The 16466-nt window shown below is 33.6% G+C and carries 19 protein-coding genes; 13 read left to right on the plus strand and 6 right to left on the minus strand.

The features are described 5' to 3' along the window. A partial coding sequence (locus tag LRP81_RS15170) for an IS110 family transposase (RefSeq protein WP_230502558.1) occupies positions 1-806 on the minus strand: 806 nt, incomplete at its 3' end. Between the two features lie 158 nt (positions 807-964). Between LRP81_RS15170 and LRP81_RS15175 the strand changes: the two genes are divergently transcribed. The 9 genes from LRP81_RS15175 (at position 965) to LRP81_RS15215 (ending at position 8660) form a co-directional block, all read left to right on the plus strand. Beyond that, positions 965-1972 (plus strand): DUF3231 family protein, encoded by a 1008-nt coding sequence (locus LRP81_RS15175; RefSeq protein WP_230502560.1) that lies wholly within the window; start codon positions 965-967, stop codon positions 1970-1972. 766 nt (positions 1973-2738) lie between these two features. Further along, complete coding sequence (locus LRP81_RS15180; RefSeq protein ID WP_230502562.1) at positions 2739-3704, plus strand: ornithine cyclodeaminase family protein; 966 nt, start codon at positions 2739-2741, stop codon at positions 3702-3704. Positions 3705-4338: 634 nt separating this feature from the next. Next, entirely contained in the window at positions 4339-5001 is a 663-nt protein-coding gene (locus tag LRP81_RS15185) for a hypothetical protein (protein WP_230502564.1), read from the plus strand. Between the two features lie 163 nt (positions 5002-5164). Next, positions 5165-5596, plus strand: coding sequence for a MarR family winged helix-turn-helix transcriptional regulator (locus tag LRP81_RS15190; RefSeq protein ID WP_230502566.1), 432 nt, complete (start codon positions 5165-5167; stop codon positions 5594-5596). Next, complete coding sequence (locus LRP81_RS15195; RefSeq protein ID WP_230502676.1) at positions 5593-5928, plus strand: DMT family transporter; 336 nt, start codon at positions 5593-5595, stop codon at positions 5926-5928. Before LRP81_RS15190 ends, LRP81_RS15195 begins: the two co-directional genes overlap by 4 nt. Positions 5929-5940: 12 nt before the next feature. Beyond that, positions 5941-6303 carry a DMT family transporter gene (locus tag LRP81_RS15200; RefSeq protein WP_230502568.1) on the plus strand — a complete coding sequence of 121 codons (363 nt, stop codon included), beginning with the start codon at positions 5941-5943 and terminating at the stop codon, positions 6301-6303. 185 nt (positions 6304-6488) lie between these two features. Continuing rightward, positions 6489-6668: a hypothetical protein gene (locus LRP81_RS15205; RefSeq protein WP_230502570.1), complete on the plus strand. Its 180-nt coding sequence runs from the start codon at positions 6489-6491 to the stop codon at positions 6666-6668. Positions 6669-7234: 566 nt separating this feature from the next. Continuing rightward, positions 7235-7675 (plus strand): NUDIX domain-containing protein, encoded by a 441-nt coding sequence (locus tag LRP81_RS15210; protein WP_230502572.1) that lies wholly within the window; start codon positions 7235-7237, stop codon positions 7673-7675. Positions 7676-7940: 265 nt separating this feature from the next. Next, positions 7941-8660, plus strand: coding sequence for a sulfite exporter TauE/SafE family protein (locus tag LRP81_RS15215; protein ID WP_230502573.1), 720 nt, complete (start codon positions 7941-7943; stop codon positions 8658-8660). Positions 8661-9142: 482 nt separating this feature from the next. Here LRP81_RS15215 and LRP81_RS15220 read toward each other — a convergent pair whose 3' ends face one another. Beyond that, positions 9143-10360 carry an MFS transporter gene (locus LRP81_RS15220; RefSeq protein ID WP_230502575.1) on the minus strand — a complete coding sequence of 406 codons (1218 nt, stop codon included), beginning with the start codon at positions 10358-10360 and terminating at the stop codon, positions 9143-9145. A 166-nt stretch (positions 10361-10526) separates the two neighbouring features. Here LRP81_RS15220 and LRP81_RS15225 point away from each other — a divergent pair, with 166 nt between their 5' ends. From LRP81_RS15225 to LRP81_RS23475, 4 genes are all read left to right on the plus strand, one after another. Next, positions 10527-11318: a MerR family transcriptional regulator gene (locus tag LRP81_RS15225; protein WP_230502679.1), complete on the plus strand. Its 792-nt coding sequence runs from the start codon at positions 10527-10529 to the stop codon at positions 11316-11318. 140 nt (positions 11319-11458) lie between these two features. Continuing rightward, the gene (locus tag LRP81_RS15230; RefSeq protein ID WP_230502577.1) at positions 11459-11671 is read left to right on the plus strand and encodes a hypothetical protein; all 213 of its coding nucleotides are present in this window, start codon (positions 11459-11461) and stop codon (positions 11669-11671) included. Positions 11672-11862: 191 nt separating this feature from the next. Next, positions 11863-12231: a putative glycolipid-binding domain-containing protein gene (locus tag LRP81_RS15235; protein ID WP_230502579.1), complete on the plus strand. Its 369-nt coding sequence runs from the start codon at positions 11863-11865 to the stop codon at positions 12229-12231. Next, complete coding sequence (locus LRP81_RS23475; protein ID WP_399207850.1) at positions 12222-12284, plus strand: hypothetical protein; 63 nt, start codon at positions 12222-12224, stop codon at positions 12282-12284. The genes LRP81_RS15235 and LRP81_RS23475 overlap by 10 nt, the downstream gene beginning before the upstream one ends. A 582-nt stretch (positions 12285-12866) precedes the next feature. On the opposite strand, the gene LRP81_RS15240 is transcribed toward LRP81_RS23475, so the two are convergent. From LRP81_RS15240 to LRP81_RS15255, 4 genes are read right to left on the minus strand one after another with little or no spacing between them, the layout of a single operon-like run. Continuing rightward, positions 12867-13583, minus strand: a complete 717-nt coding sequence (locus LRP81_RS15240) for a ferredoxin reductase domain-containing protein (RefSeq protein WP_230502581.1) — start codon at positions 13581-13583, stop codon at positions 12867-12869. Between the two features lie 58 nt (positions 13584-13641). Next, positions 13642-14391 carry an iron ABC transporter ATP-binding protein gene (locus LRP81_RS15245; RefSeq protein ID WP_230502583.1) on the minus strand — a complete coding sequence of 250 codons (750 nt, stop codon included), beginning with the start codon at positions 14389-14391 and terminating at the stop codon, positions 13642-13644. Further along, positions 14388-15449, minus strand: a complete 1062-nt coding sequence (locus LRP81_RS15250) for an iron chelate uptake ABC transporter family permease subunit (RefSeq protein ID WP_230502584.1) — start codon at positions 15447-15449, stop codon at positions 14388-14390. The genes LRP81_RS15245 and LRP81_RS15250 overlap by 4 nt, the downstream gene beginning before the upstream one ends. Next, a complete protein-coding gene (locus LRP81_RS15255) occupies positions 15446-16462 on the minus strand; it encodes an ABC transporter permease (RefSeq protein ID WP_230502586.1) in 1017 nt (338 codons plus the stop codon). The genes LRP81_RS15250 and LRP81_RS15255 overlap by 4 nt, the downstream gene beginning before the upstream one ends. Positions 16463-16466: the final 4 nt, after the last annotated feature.

Raw genomic sequence — 16466 nt, forward strand, 5'->3', positions numbered from 1 at the left:
TGCATTGCTAATTGTTCAATCTCCTGCTCAAGTACGTTGAGAAACTCTCGATGTTGAAGAAGCATTTGAATATACATTTTTAGAGTAACTAAATGGCTTTGATACAGTGTTTTCTTAAATGGGTTCCGTTCTGCTGCCTCTTTTAACTTCAAAGCCTTTTCGCAAAACCAACCAAATGATCTTCTACCTCCTAGACTATGCATCTCCTTAGCTATTTCATCAGTTCGTATTTTCAATACGTCATCTGAAGTAGGGTAAATGAGTAAAGTCTTTAATGATATAGGGGAATATAAATTACTAAAAACCCCTTTATATTCAGGGAACACTTGATCAAGAATGGTTTGAAATTGTAATTTAAGTTGAACATAATTACGTGTTAATGAATCGTGTTGCCTACACAAATTTCTCAAGTTCATCGTTTGAACACTTTTTCTGTGAAAGGCTACTAAGTCTTCTTTGTAGTACAGTTCACACAAATGTTTCGCATCAGCTGGGTCTGACTTTACTTTTCGTAGGCTACTTTTTTTCGTTTCGTAAGAAACAACGGGATTAACTAAGTAGTAAGTAATCCTTCTCTCCTCAAGATACTGTAAAATCGGTTCGTGGTAATGACCTGTAGATTCAAAAATGATGACAGGTTCAGCGTCAGCGTGCCGTTCTACCTCCTTGTAAAATACATAGAAATTTCGCAGTCCATAAGTATCATGTTTAAACTTAAAGGTCTTTCCGAAGGGGCGCTTTCTTGCCAGGAAAGCTTGAACTTGGCTTTCTCCTTTTGCGACATCCAGGCCAATCACTGGATCCATAGTCTATCACATCTCCAATTATTAGATTTGTCGGTAGCCCCTGTCTATCTAATATAATCACAGGTAAAGTTCAGGACTATATTACTGAGTATGCATTAAATTTTCATACTAGTTCATAATAATTAAAAAGCTCGGAATGAATAGAGAGGGATTTAGTTATGAATACTGATATATCAAATTTAACATCAGGAGAGATGGGAAAGCTTTGGGCAACTTATAATGGGAATACTATGGCAAAATGTGTACTTAGTTATTACCTAAAAAATGTGGAAGATGAGGATATTAAAAAAGTTTTAGAATATGCTTTGGATTTGGCTAAAACTTTTGTAAAAGAAATAGGTGAGATTTTTAAACAAGAGAATTTCCCTATACCAGTAGGATTGACTGATGAAGATGTGAATTTAGATGCACCAAGACTGTTTAATGATGAATTTTACCTTTATTATTTACAATATGCAGGAAAAGCTGGAATGAGCATTTATTCTGCTGCAATCTCCATCGTAACTAGAAAAGACATCAGGGATTTTTATGTTAAAGCTCTTAGTGGTGTTGTCAAATTGATGACCGAAACATCTGACATGTTAATATCAAGAGGAAAGTTAATGAACTCTCCAACAGTTCCTAACCCAAAAGAAGTTTATTTTGTTAATAATCAAAGGTTTTTAAATGGTTATTTAGGTGATGTTAGACCACTTCATGGACTTGAAACTGCACATTTATTTGACAATATTAACAATGACATCACGAGTAAAGCACTCATTATTGGATTTAGCCAAGGAGTACAAGATAAAAAGGTAAGAAAGTTTTTAGAACGTGGTAGAAATATCAATAAAAAGCATATAGAAATGTTATCAAAAAAACTAAATGAGGATAATTTGCCGTCGCCTTCTCTTTTGGACCACATAGTAACATCATCTACCATTCCACCATTTTCTGACAAACTAATGATTTTACATAAGATAGATATGTTTTCAATGAAAATAAGACAATATGCAAATGGGGCATCATTAAATGGAAGAAGAGATATTGGAGCATTGTATGCTCGATGTTTAATGGATGTTTCTTTATATGTAGAGGACGGTGCTAATATTATGATTGAATACGGATGGATGGAACAACCGCCAATTGTGGTTAACAGAAATAAACTGTCTTCAAGAGACCAATAATTAAAGATAGATATATTTAAAAACAGATATCGTTTTAACAAACGGTGGCTTATGTAGAAATAAGAAAGACGAAAAAATAATAGAGTCATTTGCTACACAGTACAAATATACTATTCATTTAAATGAATATTCCACCATTGGGCGCGATCCAGGAACAAGGATAAGCGCTCATTTTTATGTCGGCTCTAGATTAAGAAGAAAAATGAAGGAAACTTACGGCCACGTATTGAATTTGAAATAAGTAGATTCTTTAGGAAAGAGAATGGGATACACTTTTGAGGCTATTCAAAATACGGCTGATAGAAAATAGAAGTTTATCAATTATATAAACAAAGAGTTGAAATTGGGTGAAAGGACTAGAAATCATTTTTAATATGATGATGTACTTATCTTATTCGATGGAGTAAATGCTATTGCAGCAGTTTTTTCTTAATTATTATAGAAAAGGGTATTAATAACTCTTCTTTATTTCACAATCCGGCGCGTTATGGAGGGAGATACTAAAAGAAATTGATCTAGAAATAAACTAATGCATCAAAACTTAACTTGAATCAAAATTTGAAGAGGCACCTGATATTATATCCCTACCTACCTAAATCAGAAATAATTTCCATGTCTATAAAACCTGTGTGAAAGTGGTATAGGGGGCATAAATAAAGTTTTTTTATCATCGGGAGCATTTCTAAAACAATAAATGTGCTCTTCTTATTGAAGCGGACCAATTATAAAATAGTGAAGGGTACCAACAAAGGGAGGATGAGACAAATTGACTTTACTATTAAAAAGTACGGATATAAAAGGTCTACTTTCTCCCCATGAACTAATTGCTGATTTAAAAGAGGGGTTTAAAAAGTACTCCATAATGAGAAATATTGACGGACAACGTGCAAATTCACCACTTCCGAACAATTATTCAAGTTCAATGATTCTTTTTCCTGGTTTGTTAAACGAAATACCCGCATACACAGTGAAAGTTCACGCTAAATTTCAATATCAATCACCATCAATTAAAGGGGTAATCCTTCTTCATGATTTAAATAATGGAGATTTGCTTTCAATCATGGATTCACCTTATTTAACAGCTGTTCGAACCGGTCTCTCTGGAGCACTTGGTACACATATACTTTCACATTCGAATGCTAGTATAGTTACAATCATCGGTTGTGGAGTCCAAGGAGAGTTGCAATTAAAATCATTAACATATTTTCGTAACATCTCGAGGGTGTATGCTTTTGATCTAATCCCGGAAAAAGCTCGTCTTTTCGCAGATAAAATGTGTAGGGAACTAAATATCCCTGTGTTTACTTCTGAAAGTTTAGAAGAAGCTACTAAACAAGCAGAGATTATTATTTCTGCAACCTGGTCTGAAGAACCTTTTCTTTTCCCTAAAATGATACAGCCTGGTACACATATAACTACCCTGGGGGCAGATCAACATGGGAAATGTGAAATCAGCGGCGAACTTATCAAGCAATCGGTTTTTATTTGTGATGACATTAATCTTTCCGAAAAAATGGGTGCTATTGGTGGAGCAGGTCTGACAAGAAAGGATGTAGATCCATATGAACTAGGAGATGTTCTTGCCGGAAATAGACCTGGACGCACCAGTCCCGAGCAAATAACGGTGTTTGGTTCCGTTGGTTTAGCGTTTCAAGATCTAGTTGTTGCATGGAATGTTTACCAAAAGGCAATCGAAAATGGAATAGGAGAAAACGTTGATTTTTACCTATAAAAAGTATGGACTTAATTTGGTTTGTTTTTATTATTCAGCAAAACCAGCTAATAGTTGTCTACAATTTTCATTAAAAAGATGAAAGATTAAATGATATACTAATAATGAGTATGCCAAAGAACCTTCCTATTTCTCATTATTGGAAGGTTTTGTTTTATATTCGGACGGGATCATGTCCCACGGGCGCTACGTTCTACTCAGACTACCGCAATAATAAAACTAAATAAAAAAGTTCAACTTTAGGAAATGCGTCTTTTTTCATTTAAGGGCCATATTGTTTATCAGTATATGTAGATTTAAAAGAAAGTAGTACCGATTAAAGAAAGTTATACCGTTCTTATGTCACAAACTGGGCAGTATAGTTGAATAACGGTTGAATAATTAGTTTGAAATCCTTACTTCAATGCAGTTAGGAAGTCAATAAATTGACAATTTTAAATATGTGAAGTAATATAGTTAAGTAATTTTAATTAAATATACTTAACTAATTGCAAGAAGGAGAGATTATTATGAAGTTACTTGATGAACTTCACTGTTTGACTGAATAGTATTCATTTAATCGTGAGTTTAAAGTTAAGCTATTAATTCTAATTTTATACTGTAATACTTATTAATTGAAGAAAGAGGTTGAACAATGGCTCATACAAAAAAAGAAAATATATTAATATTAGTGGAACTTGAAAATTATAGTTTTGAAGTCATTAAAAGAGGTGTTGACCTTGCAAATTTAATGAATGGTTCTTCATATATTACATTCTTTGCAAGTAAAGCTGATGAATTTAACATTAATCTTTATTTAGCCTTATCGGAATTGGAAAAAGCTGCGAATTTATATAAAGTTGAGGGTTTTTGTGTTGAGTACTATCACCATGAAAAAGGGGTTATTGAAAAAATAAAAAAACAAATCAAAGAATTCTCTATTACTCAGCTTCTTTTAGCAAGAGATATTGAGAGTAGATTTGATGAAATTGTTTATGGGTCTTATTCAAATTTGTTATTAAAAAAGATTCCAAACACTGATTTACATTTTGTTTCTGCTGATACTTCTGAATCTTTTGATGTGAATTATGAAACTGGGATTGCAGGATTTTTGAAAAAAGATATAAAAGGTAGAAATATCGTACACTTTTCAAGTACAGAGATAGGATCAACTAAGGGAATCTTTTTCAAATTAGGTTTTACAGACTTTAACAACGGTCTATTTATAGAATTTACAGATAAAGATTTGGTTTATTATGATGTTGTGGATAATATTGCGACTAAGTCCTCCCACCAAATAGAAAATTATCTTCTATAATCTAATATATTTCTAAGCAAGAAAACTCTTAGTTTTTCTAAGAGGAATAATTAAGACCAGGAAGTTGAGAATATTAATATTGACAATATCAAATATGTGGAGTATATTAGTTAAGTGTTTTTAATTAAAAACACTTAACTAATATAAAGAAGGAGAGATTATTATGAATTTACTTGATGAACTTCATCGTTTTTACTATGACATGACTTTAACAGAGTTGCGACTAATGAATGAAAATAGTTCTAATATCAGTTACCATAGCCTTTTATACCTCGACTTAATATCGTATAAGGATAACTGTACAGTAAGCTACCTCGCAGATATCCTGCATATTTCTAAATCAGCTGTAACTATTAAGGTAAATGAACTAATTAAAAGTGGGCTATTAATAAAAAAACAAAGCACAAAAGATCGTCGAGTATACTATCTTTCTATTGCTCCAAAAGTTAAGGAAGATTATAAACAGCATGATATGCGGGTATTGAATGCGTCAAAGGACTTAGAAATGAATTATACAGATTCGGAGCTAGAGTTATTTAAGAAAATGTTATCTCAAACACGGATGAGTTATCTTAATACTCCAAAATTAAAATAAAAGGGTGTGCAAAACTAGTGAGTTATTTACTTTTAGGAGTTTCAATTATATTGGAAGTATTTGGATCTTTAAATCTCAAACTTTCTAACGGTTTTAAGAAAATTGGTCCAACAGCATTCACACTTATTGGTTATTTTCTATCGTTTTACCTTGTGTCTATAGTATTGAAGACACTTCCTTTAGGACTGGTATATGCAACATGGAGCGGTGCCGGGACTATTTTGACTGCAATGGTCGGAGTAATATTGTTTAAGGAGAAATTAAATAGCAAAGGTGTAATTGGAATTGCATTACTTATAGTTGGATTAGTAATATTAAATACAGCTAAATAAGGAGGATTCATTATGAGAGGTTACTTATTTTTGACAATATCTATAATAATTGAAGCATTCGCTGCATCAATGCTAAAGGTTTCACAAGGATTTACATTAATTGTACCAACTGTTGCTTCATTATTCGGTTACTTTATTGCTTTTGTCTTCCTAGTTTTAACTTTAAAAACACTGCCTCTTTCTAAAGCATATGCAACTTGGGCTGGAGCGGGGACTGCATTAACAGTAATTATAGGTATAGCCGTATTCCAAGAGTCGACATCTTTGCTTAAACTTATGGGAGTAGCTATTATTATTATCGGACTATTCGTTTTAAACAGTTCAAAGGGTGAAGGGGAAGAAATTAAGGAAGAACCTGTTCAACAAGTAAGTTAAAATAATAAAAAGAGGAAAATGATTAGCTTTCGTTTCCTCTTTTTATTATTTTAATTATTATTTCTCATACTAATTAATCTTTTTGAGTCAGTTTACTTCTAATTACTAGGGAAGGATTGTGGAACAAAGAGTTATAAAAATAAGAGGTATTATATGAAAGGACACATCTTTTTTACTTAGTTTGATTGCTGTTTGGCTCTATTTTGATAGGTTGTTCAAATGAAACAGGCACCAAATGGAATGAAAGTGCTTTGTTTGAATCTGGTGGATACCTGATGATTGGAGAAAAGGAACAAATAGGTTTTATCTATGATGATAATGAAGTATCTCGTTTTTACCCAAACACAGAACAAAAATATATGTAGCATCTATGGGGAGACAAAGAGGAATTGACAGGTGGGTTTAAAGTAAGAAAATAATGAGTCTTTCACCTTGCTTGATACCTTAGGAGGTTCAAATAATGGTGCCGACAAACATCTCCCCTCTATGATGTCTCTTCCTGAAAAGTGGGATATGGAAATTAGATGCCTATGTTGATGATAGGTTACACGGCTCAGTTTTTGTAAAGGTTCATGAAGGTGTAAACCAAAATCACTCATCTATCTTCCATTATATAAAGCATTTGTTTAATAAGTTATTAATTGGATCTTCAACAATTGGTAAATGCGTTTATTTCATTTAAAGGGCCAAAATAGTTGAAGTGCATCTTTCATCTTCTGAATAATAGTTGTAAAATAAATATGAACTGGAAAATTGTAGCTAGGGTTCCGCTATCTAGGTAGGTCAGTGTCCGAGGGCTACATCTTTTACAAAAACGTAAAAGGCACCTATTGACATAAAAGGTCCGAGGGGAAAGGTTCAGCGTATTTGCTATGCGTTGAAATCCTATTCCCCTTGGTCCTTTTTTATTATTTTTAGGGAGGTTTATTAAATGAATAGTATTGATGAATTAAAAGCAGGTGTTGCAGTTATTATTTTGAATGGGGAAAAACAAGTTTTGTTACAGAAAAGAGCTGATGTAAAGCTATGGTGTATTCCTTCAGGACATATAGAAATTGGTGAAACAGTTTCTGAAGCAGCTATAAGAGAAGTAAAAGAGGAAACTAACTTAGATATTAAAATAAAAAAACTTATTGGCGTGTACTCTGAACCTAATTCACAGGTGTTTGCTTATCCAAATGGTAAAGTAGTACATTTTATAACAACTTGTTTTCTTGCTGAAATTACAGGTGGTGAACTTAGATGTAATTCTAATGAATCTCTTGAAATAAAATTTTTTGGTCCAAATAACCTGCCGCAAGACTTATTGAATATGCATCCTCGATGGTTAAAGGATGCACTTGCAAATAGTGAATCAGCGTTCATTCGTTAGTGAGTTTTTATTGAGGTAACGCTCATATTTTTTATAATCTTCCATAAGAAAATGCGCCTTTTTTCATTTAAGGGCGCTTATCTAGATTGATATGGGTTTGAAATAAAGTTGAACTGTTTTTAAAAAAATTAAACCGTTTTTATAAAGATGAACCGGAAAATTCTATGTCTATAAAGAAAAGGCCCGAGTGTTGAAGAAAATACATGTTAAAATAAATTTAGATTTTATAAAGTAATTATTTAATATTTCAGGTTGGTGACAATGTATGGCGGAAGAGTTGATTATACTTGTTTTAATTGTACTTGTAGCATCATTGTTACAGACAAGTACCGGCTATGGTTTTTCTATAATTGGTACTCCTTTTTTATTGTTAATTTACCCAGTACATACAGCGATCCAAATTAATATTATACTTTCCATCTGTCTCTCTGCTTTTATGATTTTTAAAATTAGAAAAGAAGTGGATAACTCATTGTTAATTAGATTGATTAAAGGTAGTATCATGGGGTTAGTATTGGGGATTTTTGTTTATCTTTATTTAGATATTCGAGTATTGAAAATGATTGTAGGTGCCCTTATTCTTGTTTTAACGGTACTTATCATTTTTAAATTAACGATGGACCGAACAAGAAATAAGGATTTTCTAACAGGTGGAATTTCAGGTTTATTAACAACAAGTATCGGTGTGCCCGGACCCCCTATGTTATTGTATTTTTCTGGGGCTGGAATAGATAAAACTACTCTCCGTAGTACGACTTTAGCCTATTATCTTTTTGTCTATTTTGCTAGCTTAGTTATGCAAATATCATTTGGTGGAACTAGTAAAGAGGCATGGGTATCCTCTTTTTTGGCTATGCTGCCTCTTTTTGCTGGAATTCTATTAGGACAATTACTTTTTAAATGGATTAGTCAAAAAACGTTTCGAATCATTACGTATGTTATTTTGATATTTACAGGGATTTATTTACTAGTAACTAGCTTTTAAATATGTATGGAATTAAAAATTATTAAGTATACAGACGTGTAAGTGAGTAAAGTTTATTAAAATGATCAAACTTTTTTAAAAATCTCATACTTATCTAAAAAGAGTAACTCCATTTTGATCAATCTATTTTCAAAATGGAGTTTTTGAAGTTGCTGTTAAATAAGGGTTGAGGGATATTTTCTAATCAGTCTTATTCCAAAGCTACATTTGGAACAAAGATAGGGATGGGAATATCAATTTTAGGTTTATTAATTTCAAATGGGAGCTGTTTTACAAAGTTTAGCAAATAGTTTATTCCATTATACCAGCTATCTTTTAAAGGATTAGCGCCATATTCGATTCAGGGTGAGCCAAAATGAAGAATGAAATAATTAAATGTAATTGGAAAAGCATTTAAGCCTAAGATGGTAAATTAGGAGGTACTAATATTTCAAAGGTTCAGCATCTTTTCTTATTTTGGCTAAAGTTAAAAGTGTACAACTTCATACATTAGAATTGTAATTCCTAAACGTATTACCTCTCCATAAAATCGTACAAGCTATCACTAATCCGACAATAGAAAAGGACAAAATGACTAATTGAATATCAAATCCTCTTGATACGAGTAAAGTTACACTTGCATAGGCAAGCGGGTCAAATCCGTTCATTGCTAAGAAGACAATACTCATGACCCTACCCATAATTCGGGGATCAGTATCTTCTTGTGCTGAAGTGAAAAATGGAATGGAAACAAAGGTCATTGTAAATCCAATGAAGAATGCTAATGCTGTCAAAACATACAGATTAGGTATTTGACTAAAAGCTACAGCTACGATTAGTGTTGCAATTAATCCAACAATCGACGTTAATCCCCTACGGCGTATTTTGACCATACCAATTATTGCTGTACTTACAAGCATTCCAACTGCTAAAGCAACATCAATGTAACTAAGATTAATAGGTGTCCCTCCATACGTTTCCACTAAAATAGGGATTGCTATGGATATCGCTCCGAAAGCAAAGAAGTTTAATGTAATTAAAATAAGGATACCTGTCATTAAAAATTTGCTTCCTTTTACATAAGAAAACCCTTCGATGAGATCTTTAAACGGTGTTTGTTTGATTGTATTGTCAACGGCACCTTCTTTTAAGAAAGGTGGAAACATGAATAAGGCAGATAAAAGAACAATAATAGAAGAGACTAAAAAACTAGTTGTCACACCAGAGAATTCCATAACACTTCCAGATATTATAGGACCAATAACAAAACCAATCTGACCTAATCCCTGAATAACGGCATTTGCTTGTTTTATTTTGTTTTTCTGAACTATTTTAGGGATTAATGATGTTCCGGCTGGTCCAGAAAAAGCATCTAATGTTCCAAAAAGGAATCCCAAAATGACTAGGTATACAAATGTTAATTGATTTGCATTGTTCAATAAAAATATGGTTACCAGTAGAATTCCTTGAATGGAACTCGTACTGAACATAATGGTAGTCTTCTTAAATTTATCAGCGAGAACCCCGCCAAATGCCATCATGAGAATACGTGGCACAGTAATGGCAATAAGTATAATGCCCAATGAACTAGCAGAGCCTAAATCAGAAATGACAAACCAAGTTGTTGTCATAAAAAACATAGTGAACCCAATAATCGCCAAGAAACTCCCAATAAATAAAAATATAAACGGGCGATTTCGAAATAATGATTGTTGTTCCATACATAATTCTTCCTCTCACATGTAGTATAGAACCTATCATAAATTGTGACGTTATGTCGTAAGCAAGCTTTTTCTAAAACAAATATTATGATATTAGATTCGTTCATTTATTACTATTGATTGTGACCTAACGTAACAGTATATAATGGAGTAAAGTGGTGTGAATATGGAAGTGACAATTGGTCAGTTTGCTAAATTAGTAGGTTCAACGGTGAGAACACTGAGGTATTACGATAAAATGGGGTTACTTAGCCCCAAAAAACTTAACAAAAATGGTCGAAAAGTATATACAAGATTAGACTGGGAACTATTTCAACAAATATTGATTTTAAAACATTTAGGTCTTTCGTTAAATGAAATTAAAGAACAACTTGCAGATCAGAAGATAAATAATCGAGAGTTATTGCTTGTACACAGGCAATTAATTGAAAAAAAACAAGCAGAATTAAATGAAAAGTTAGACGTCATTAATAGAATGGAGCGTTTGTACAACATCGAAGGTATTTCTGAGGAAGATTTAAATGAATTTGCTTTTATCATGCTTGATTTATTTAGGCGAGAAAAATCACAAATCCAAGCATTGGAAGAACATTTTAAATCTGACAAGCAGCTTATGAAAGAAATAAAGTCACTTCATGATCCAAAATATAAGGAAAAAATGGATAGAGAAACATGGAATTTAATTCAAGCGATTAAAAATGCTACTCAGTATGATAATTCTACAAGTCGAAAAAAAGTACGAGAAACCTTAAACAAAATGGATGAGATGTTTCCTGCGAGTGGGAATTTTTTAAGCCTTATTAATGATGATAACTTTTTCGCAAAGTATAATCAGGAGTTTAATAATTACTTCCCCGAAGACATTGCGACACATATTACTAAAGAATTGGAAACCTATTACGATGATAAAGAAAAAAGTAAAGGTAAAGAAAAGAATAGGAAGAAAGAGGGTAACTGAAGGATATTCTTTAGTGCAATAGATTTCAAACTGACGCTAATCCCAACAAGGGATCAGCGTCAGTTTTTTAGTGTCAGATTGTTCAAGTTCTCTGATATAGATGATTAGAGGTGTGAAGGATTTTACTTAAATGATTCAAGTTGGTAAATAATAGAGAGTTTATATTATATAAATTTTCAATATATGGTATTTTTAATAGAGGAAAAATGATAACTAGAGAATTAACAGAGAAACAAATGCTGGACATAATTGAGCTTTTAAAAAAGCATGAAAAACTAGTAAAAGCTACTATTGAAAAATACTTTTTAGGTTGTATAGAGCTTGCATACTATTTACCTAAAAGAAGGGGTTAAAGAATAGGAAAGAAACTAAGGGAAAAGGCAGAAGTGTTATCTATAGGAGGGATTGTATTGACTCTAAAAGCAGTTTGGAATAATGAAGAACAATATGGTTGCGAGTATTTGAGAATAGTGGAAACTGAGACTAATACTCTGCTAGCAGAACAGTAATTTATGTCGAGGAAAAGGTCTCTAATGCACATGAGGTGAAATATTCAGTTGAGTTAGATAAAAATTGGATTACGAGAAAGTTAAGTATTTTGGTTGATAATCAGAAAAGTTTGGAGTTACGCTCTGATGGTGAAGGAAACTGGTTCAACATGGAAGGAAATTCAATTCAATTTCTTAAGGGAGCAATTGATATAGATATATCAGCTACACCTTTTTCAAACTCTTTACCTGTAAATCGATTAAATTGGAGTGTTAATCAAATAGAGTATTTTGAAATGGTCTACATATCAGTTCCATCACTAGAAATGAGAAAGGTTCAACAATCATATAAGTACATAGGGAATAATGGAAATCAAAGATACTTCACTATTACTGTAATGATTACGAGACAACTATCACTGTAGATTCAAATGGATTCGTGATAGAGTATCCAAATGTATTTAGCAGGAAAGTTTAAGCAACTTCATTTAGTTAACTAGAGCATGTTTAACTAACGCAACATTGGAAAACAAACTTAAGTGAGGGGAGAGAATTTAATAAGAAAAAAGGCTACTTTAAGTAGCACAGTGTGTAGACAAAGGTACATTTTTATTTAAATCCATGCAATTCCCTTGTTGATCGTAGTGGAAGACGCGCAGACTCCTCGAAAATGCTGACACATTTTCTTCGTGCGATGAATGGCTGCTGAAGCCTTCCTTGTCCTGCGGGAGGAAGGGCCATGGGAAACCCCACAGGCGCAGCCCGAGGAGGTTCCCGGATCGCCCGCGGAAAGCGAAGCGTCTGCAACGAAGATCAACAGTTAAATACAAATCTAAAAATAATTTGGGTTTGTCAACAGTCTGAGCTACTTTAAGTAGCATACAGCTTGTAGACAAAGTCTAGTTAATAGACAGGTTTACAAGCATTTTTAGTCAAATAATTATTTAAGTCTGTTTAATTGGAGTTTAAGTTGCTATTGAAACAATTGTTGGAGCGGAGCTATCAGGTTTCAATGATAGCTCTTGCAAGACTCCTATGCCTATTAAAAATTGATAAACAATTAATTTTCCAAATCGACTGAGAGGAACTCAGCCAGTTGTTGTTCATGCTTGTCGAGGATAATCTGCTGCGCCTTAATACCCAGTTCACGCAGTACTTCAATATTCTGTACGAGGAATTCATCACTGCCGACAACATAGTAGAGACCATCTTTATCTACTGTAAGGTTTTTCACTTCTTCATAGTAGTCTATACGGTTATTGACAAACATTGATGTAAACTTTCTATCAGGTGCCGTTACAAAAACATCGGTAAATAAGAATTCATTTGACGATTGGATGTTTAAAGAATGAATTCCATTCACGTTGTCAGCTCGATTAAAATAGTCAAGTACAAGCGGTCTGAAGGTTGCGATTCCAACACCTGATGACAACAGATAAACGTTTTTCCCTTCTCTTTTAAGCGGTACATTTGAATGTGTCTTAAATATTGCAACTTCATTGCCAACTGTAAGATCCCGTAATATTGTTTTGAACTCAGAGCAGTGTTCTTTGATGCGTGTTGTGATCCCGATTGCTTTTTCATGTGGTAAGGTGGAGATTGACATATGGCGAATCAGGCTGCGGTTTGGTTTATCCCCGGTATTAAAACCATCCAGTGCAAAGTGGGTGTGGGAACCTTCTTCCCATGTGAAGTCTTGAGGACAATCGAGCAGGTATGTTCTAACCTCCGTCGTTTCTTGAATAATTTTATTTATTTTAGTCCAATATATTTGCATGTTACATCCTCCTCCATTATATATAGCCGCACCCTCAATTACTGCTTCTGTTTTCTGACTAATAAACAGCTATTGGCCCATAAGGACCCTCTATAATTTCAATCTTCGTTTCAAAAATATCTGTCAAAAGGTCTGGGTCCATAATCTCTTTTACTGTTCCAAATGCAGCAATTTGTCCATCTTTCATCGCACAGATTCTATCAGAATATTTGGCTGCAAAGTTTATATCATGCATAACGGTCAGAATCGTTCTTCCAAATTCATTTGCAACATGTCTCAAATACTCCATCATTTGAACAGAACGAGCAACATCAAGATTGTTAAGAGGCTCATCCAAAAGTACATATTCAGTTTCTTGGCACAAAACCATTGCCACATATGCTCGTTGTCTTTGACCGCCTGAAAGCTCATCTAAATATCGATTTTCTAGTGCAGTCAAGTCTAAAAAATCAATATATTTAGAAATTATCTCCTCATCTTCTTTAGTTAATCTCCCCTTTGAATAAGGAAATCGTCCAAACCCAGCTAGTTGTCTAACCGTAAGCCTCGTTACAAAATGATTCTCTTGCCGCAAAATCGTCACTATTTTTGCTAGGTCATTTGATTTAGAAGAAACATCCATATTTGCCACTTTAATTTGGCCTTCATCCATATCCAATAGTCTTCCAATCATTAATAGTGTCGTAGATTTTCCAGCACCATTAGGTCCAATTAAAGAAGTAAACCCAGCTTTCGGTATTTGAATATTCAAAGGGCCAATTTTTACCTTATCAGTATACATTTTTCTAGCATTCTCAATTTTTATCATAGAGACCTCTTCCTTAAAATTACAATTAAAAACACGATTCCACCAAACAGTTCTATAAAAACGGAAACAGCTTGAGCATTGAATACATGATACATTAAGAAGTATGCACTTGTTAGCACAAAGAAACCGATGGCAAGAGCCATGGGAAAAATATATCTGTGATCATAAGTTGGCGCCGCTTGATAACTCAAAATGGCAACTAAAAATCCAAAGAAAGTAAGAGGACCAACTAAAGCAGTTGAAATGGACATCAACACAGCAACTAATACAAGCGTATAAATGATACTAGTTTGGTATTTAACACCAAAGGTAGTTGAGACATCCTTTCCAAGTGATAGTATATTTAATTTCTTGGAGAAAACAAAAAGTAATAATGCAATGATGATGACCATTGGAATGACAATTGGATAATATGCAGCATCTGCATTATTGACAGAACCAATCAATCTTGTCTGCAAAAGGTCAAATTCTGAAGGTGAAAGAAGTTTTCTCATAAAGGCTGACAGAGTACTCAACCCGGTTCCAATTATTATTCCAATTAATAGCACAAGCTGTAAATTTCCGTATTTTCCTGAAAGTAGCCATCCATAAAGTATTAAACTCATTAAAACCATAAGACTAACTTGAAGAAAAAATGGCCCAATACCACTAAAGCTCACCAATGCACTAGCACCAAATAAAAACATCGTACCCGTTTGGATGGTTGAGTAAAGGGATTCGAAGCCTAACAATGATGGAGTGATAATTCTATTATTTGTAATCGATTGAAAAGCAACGGTCGACAAACTGTGGCAGATTGCAGCTATAAGCATGGCAACAACAGCTACCATTCTTCTTTCAACAACTGGGATAAACGAAGGTGAATCTACTGGAACTGGATTGTTATAAACTAAAAGACCGACCGAAAAAAGAAGGCCTAAAGCAATCAATGTACTTAGCAAAATCCAATAGCGTCTTTCATCTTTCTTAGTACGAAAAGCTCTAGCTGATCTATTTTTGTTATGAGGGTTAAGTTCTATTTTTACGTTTTCTTTTTTTCCATATTCTAAAGCATTCATCTTTGCCTCCTTGGTTTTCTTTGTCTCAATAAAATGGCAATAAATACGACAGAGCCTACTGATCCAAGGATTAAAGAAACAGGAACCTCAAAAGGTATAATAATGGTTCGAGAAATGATGTCGCAAAGCGTAATAGTACCCATTCCGATTAAACATACCCAAGGCAAATTACTTCTAAGATCATCTCCTCTAAACATTGAAACAATATTTGGGACAATTAATCCTAGAAAGGGCAAGTTTCCAATAACAGCTGCAACAATACCAACAGCAACAGCAATAAGACCATTAGCGACAAGAATGAGCGTATTAAAATTTACCCCAAGACTTTTTGCAACATCTTCTCCCAGACCAGCTAAAGTCAACCTATTAGCATAAATAAAAATTAAAAATGTAACGACCACAATAATCCATAAATATTCATATCTTCCAGCTTGAACAGATGAAAAGGAACCAACAAACCAGCCTTCAATAACTTGTGACATTTGGAAAAAGAGGCCCATAAAAGTAGAAACTGCAGAAATGACTGCGCCAAGCATCAAACCAATGATTGGGACAATTAAAGAGGAACGAAGTCTAACCCTTTTTATGAATAAAAAGAAAATCATCGTACCGATAAAAGAAAAAATGATTGCACCAGTCATTCTGAGCACTAAAGTGGGGCCAGGAAATAATAAATAGACAAAAAGGAGACCCAAGCCTGCCCACTCAATAGTACCCGTTGTAGTAGGTTCAACTAAACGATTCTGTGTAATGAGCTGCATAACAAGTCCTGTCATTGCCATAGCAGCTCCGGTAAGCATGAGTGCAACTGTTCTTGGAACACGAGTGATGAAAAACATATCCATGCCATCCTCTTGTCCACGTATATCATAAACTCCAGTAAATAGTGAGACTATCCCTAAACTAATGACAACGATAATGGCTAAAATAAAAGGTTTTGTCCATATTTTATTTTGGTTATAAATCCGGTATTGAGATCCATTCTCAATACCGGGGATGAAATTTTTTTGCACTATG

This window comes from Sutcliffiella rhizosphaerae (assembly GCF_917563925.1).
GTDB classification, from domain to species: Bacteria; Bacillota; Bacilli; order Bacillales; family Bacillaceae_I; genus Sutcliffiella_A; species Sutcliffiella_A rhizosphaerae.

What these genes read in the sequence shown, in the direction of transcription:
- LRP81_RS15185 (WP_230502564.1), top strand. Translation starts at nt 4,339, where the DNA reads ATGGCTCATACAAAAAAAGAAAATATATTAATATTAGTGGAACTTGAA.
- LRP81_RS15215 (WP_230502573.1), top strand. Translation starts at nt 7,941, where the DNA reads ATGGCGGAAGAGTTGATTATACTTGTTTTAATTGTACTTGTAGCATCA.
- LRP81_RS15240 (WP_230502581.1), bottom strand. Translation starts at nt 13,583, where the DNA reads ATGCAAATATATTGGACTAAAATAAATAAAATTATTCAAGAAACGACG.
- LRP81_RS15220 (WP_230502575.1), bottom strand. Translation starts at nt 10,360, where the DNA reads ATGGAACAACAATCATTATTTCGAAATCGCCCGTTTATATTTTTATTT.
- LRP81_RS15190 (WP_230502566.1), top strand. Translation starts at nt 5,165, where the DNA reads ATGAATTTACTTGATGAACTTCATCGTTTTTACTATGACATGACTTTA.
- LRP81_RS15200 (WP_230502568.1), top strand. Translation starts at nt 5,941, where the DNA reads ATGAGAGGTTACTTATTTTTGACAATATCTATAATAATTGAAGCATTC.
- LRP81_RS15250 (WP_230502584.1), bottom strand. Translation starts at nt 15,449, where the DNA reads ATGAATGCTTTAGAATATGGAAAAAAAGAAAACGTAAAAATAGAACTT.
- LRP81_RS15210 (WP_230502572.1), top strand. Translation starts at nt 7,235, where the DNA reads ATGAATAGTATTGATGAATTAAAAGCAGGTGTTGCAGTTATTATTTTG.
- LRP81_RS15245 (WP_230502583.1), bottom strand. Translation starts at nt 14,391, where the DNA reads ATGATAAAAATTGAGAATGCTAGAAAAATGTATACTGATAAGGTAAAA.
- LRP81_RS15225 (WP_230502679.1), top strand. Translation starts at nt 10,527, where the DNA reads ATGGAAGTGACAATTGGTCAGTTTGCTAAATTAGTAGGTTCAACGGTG.
- LRP81_RS15175 (WP_230502560.1), top strand. Translation starts at nt 965, where the DNA reads ATGAATACTGATATATCAAATTTAACATCAGGAGAGATGGGAAAGCTT.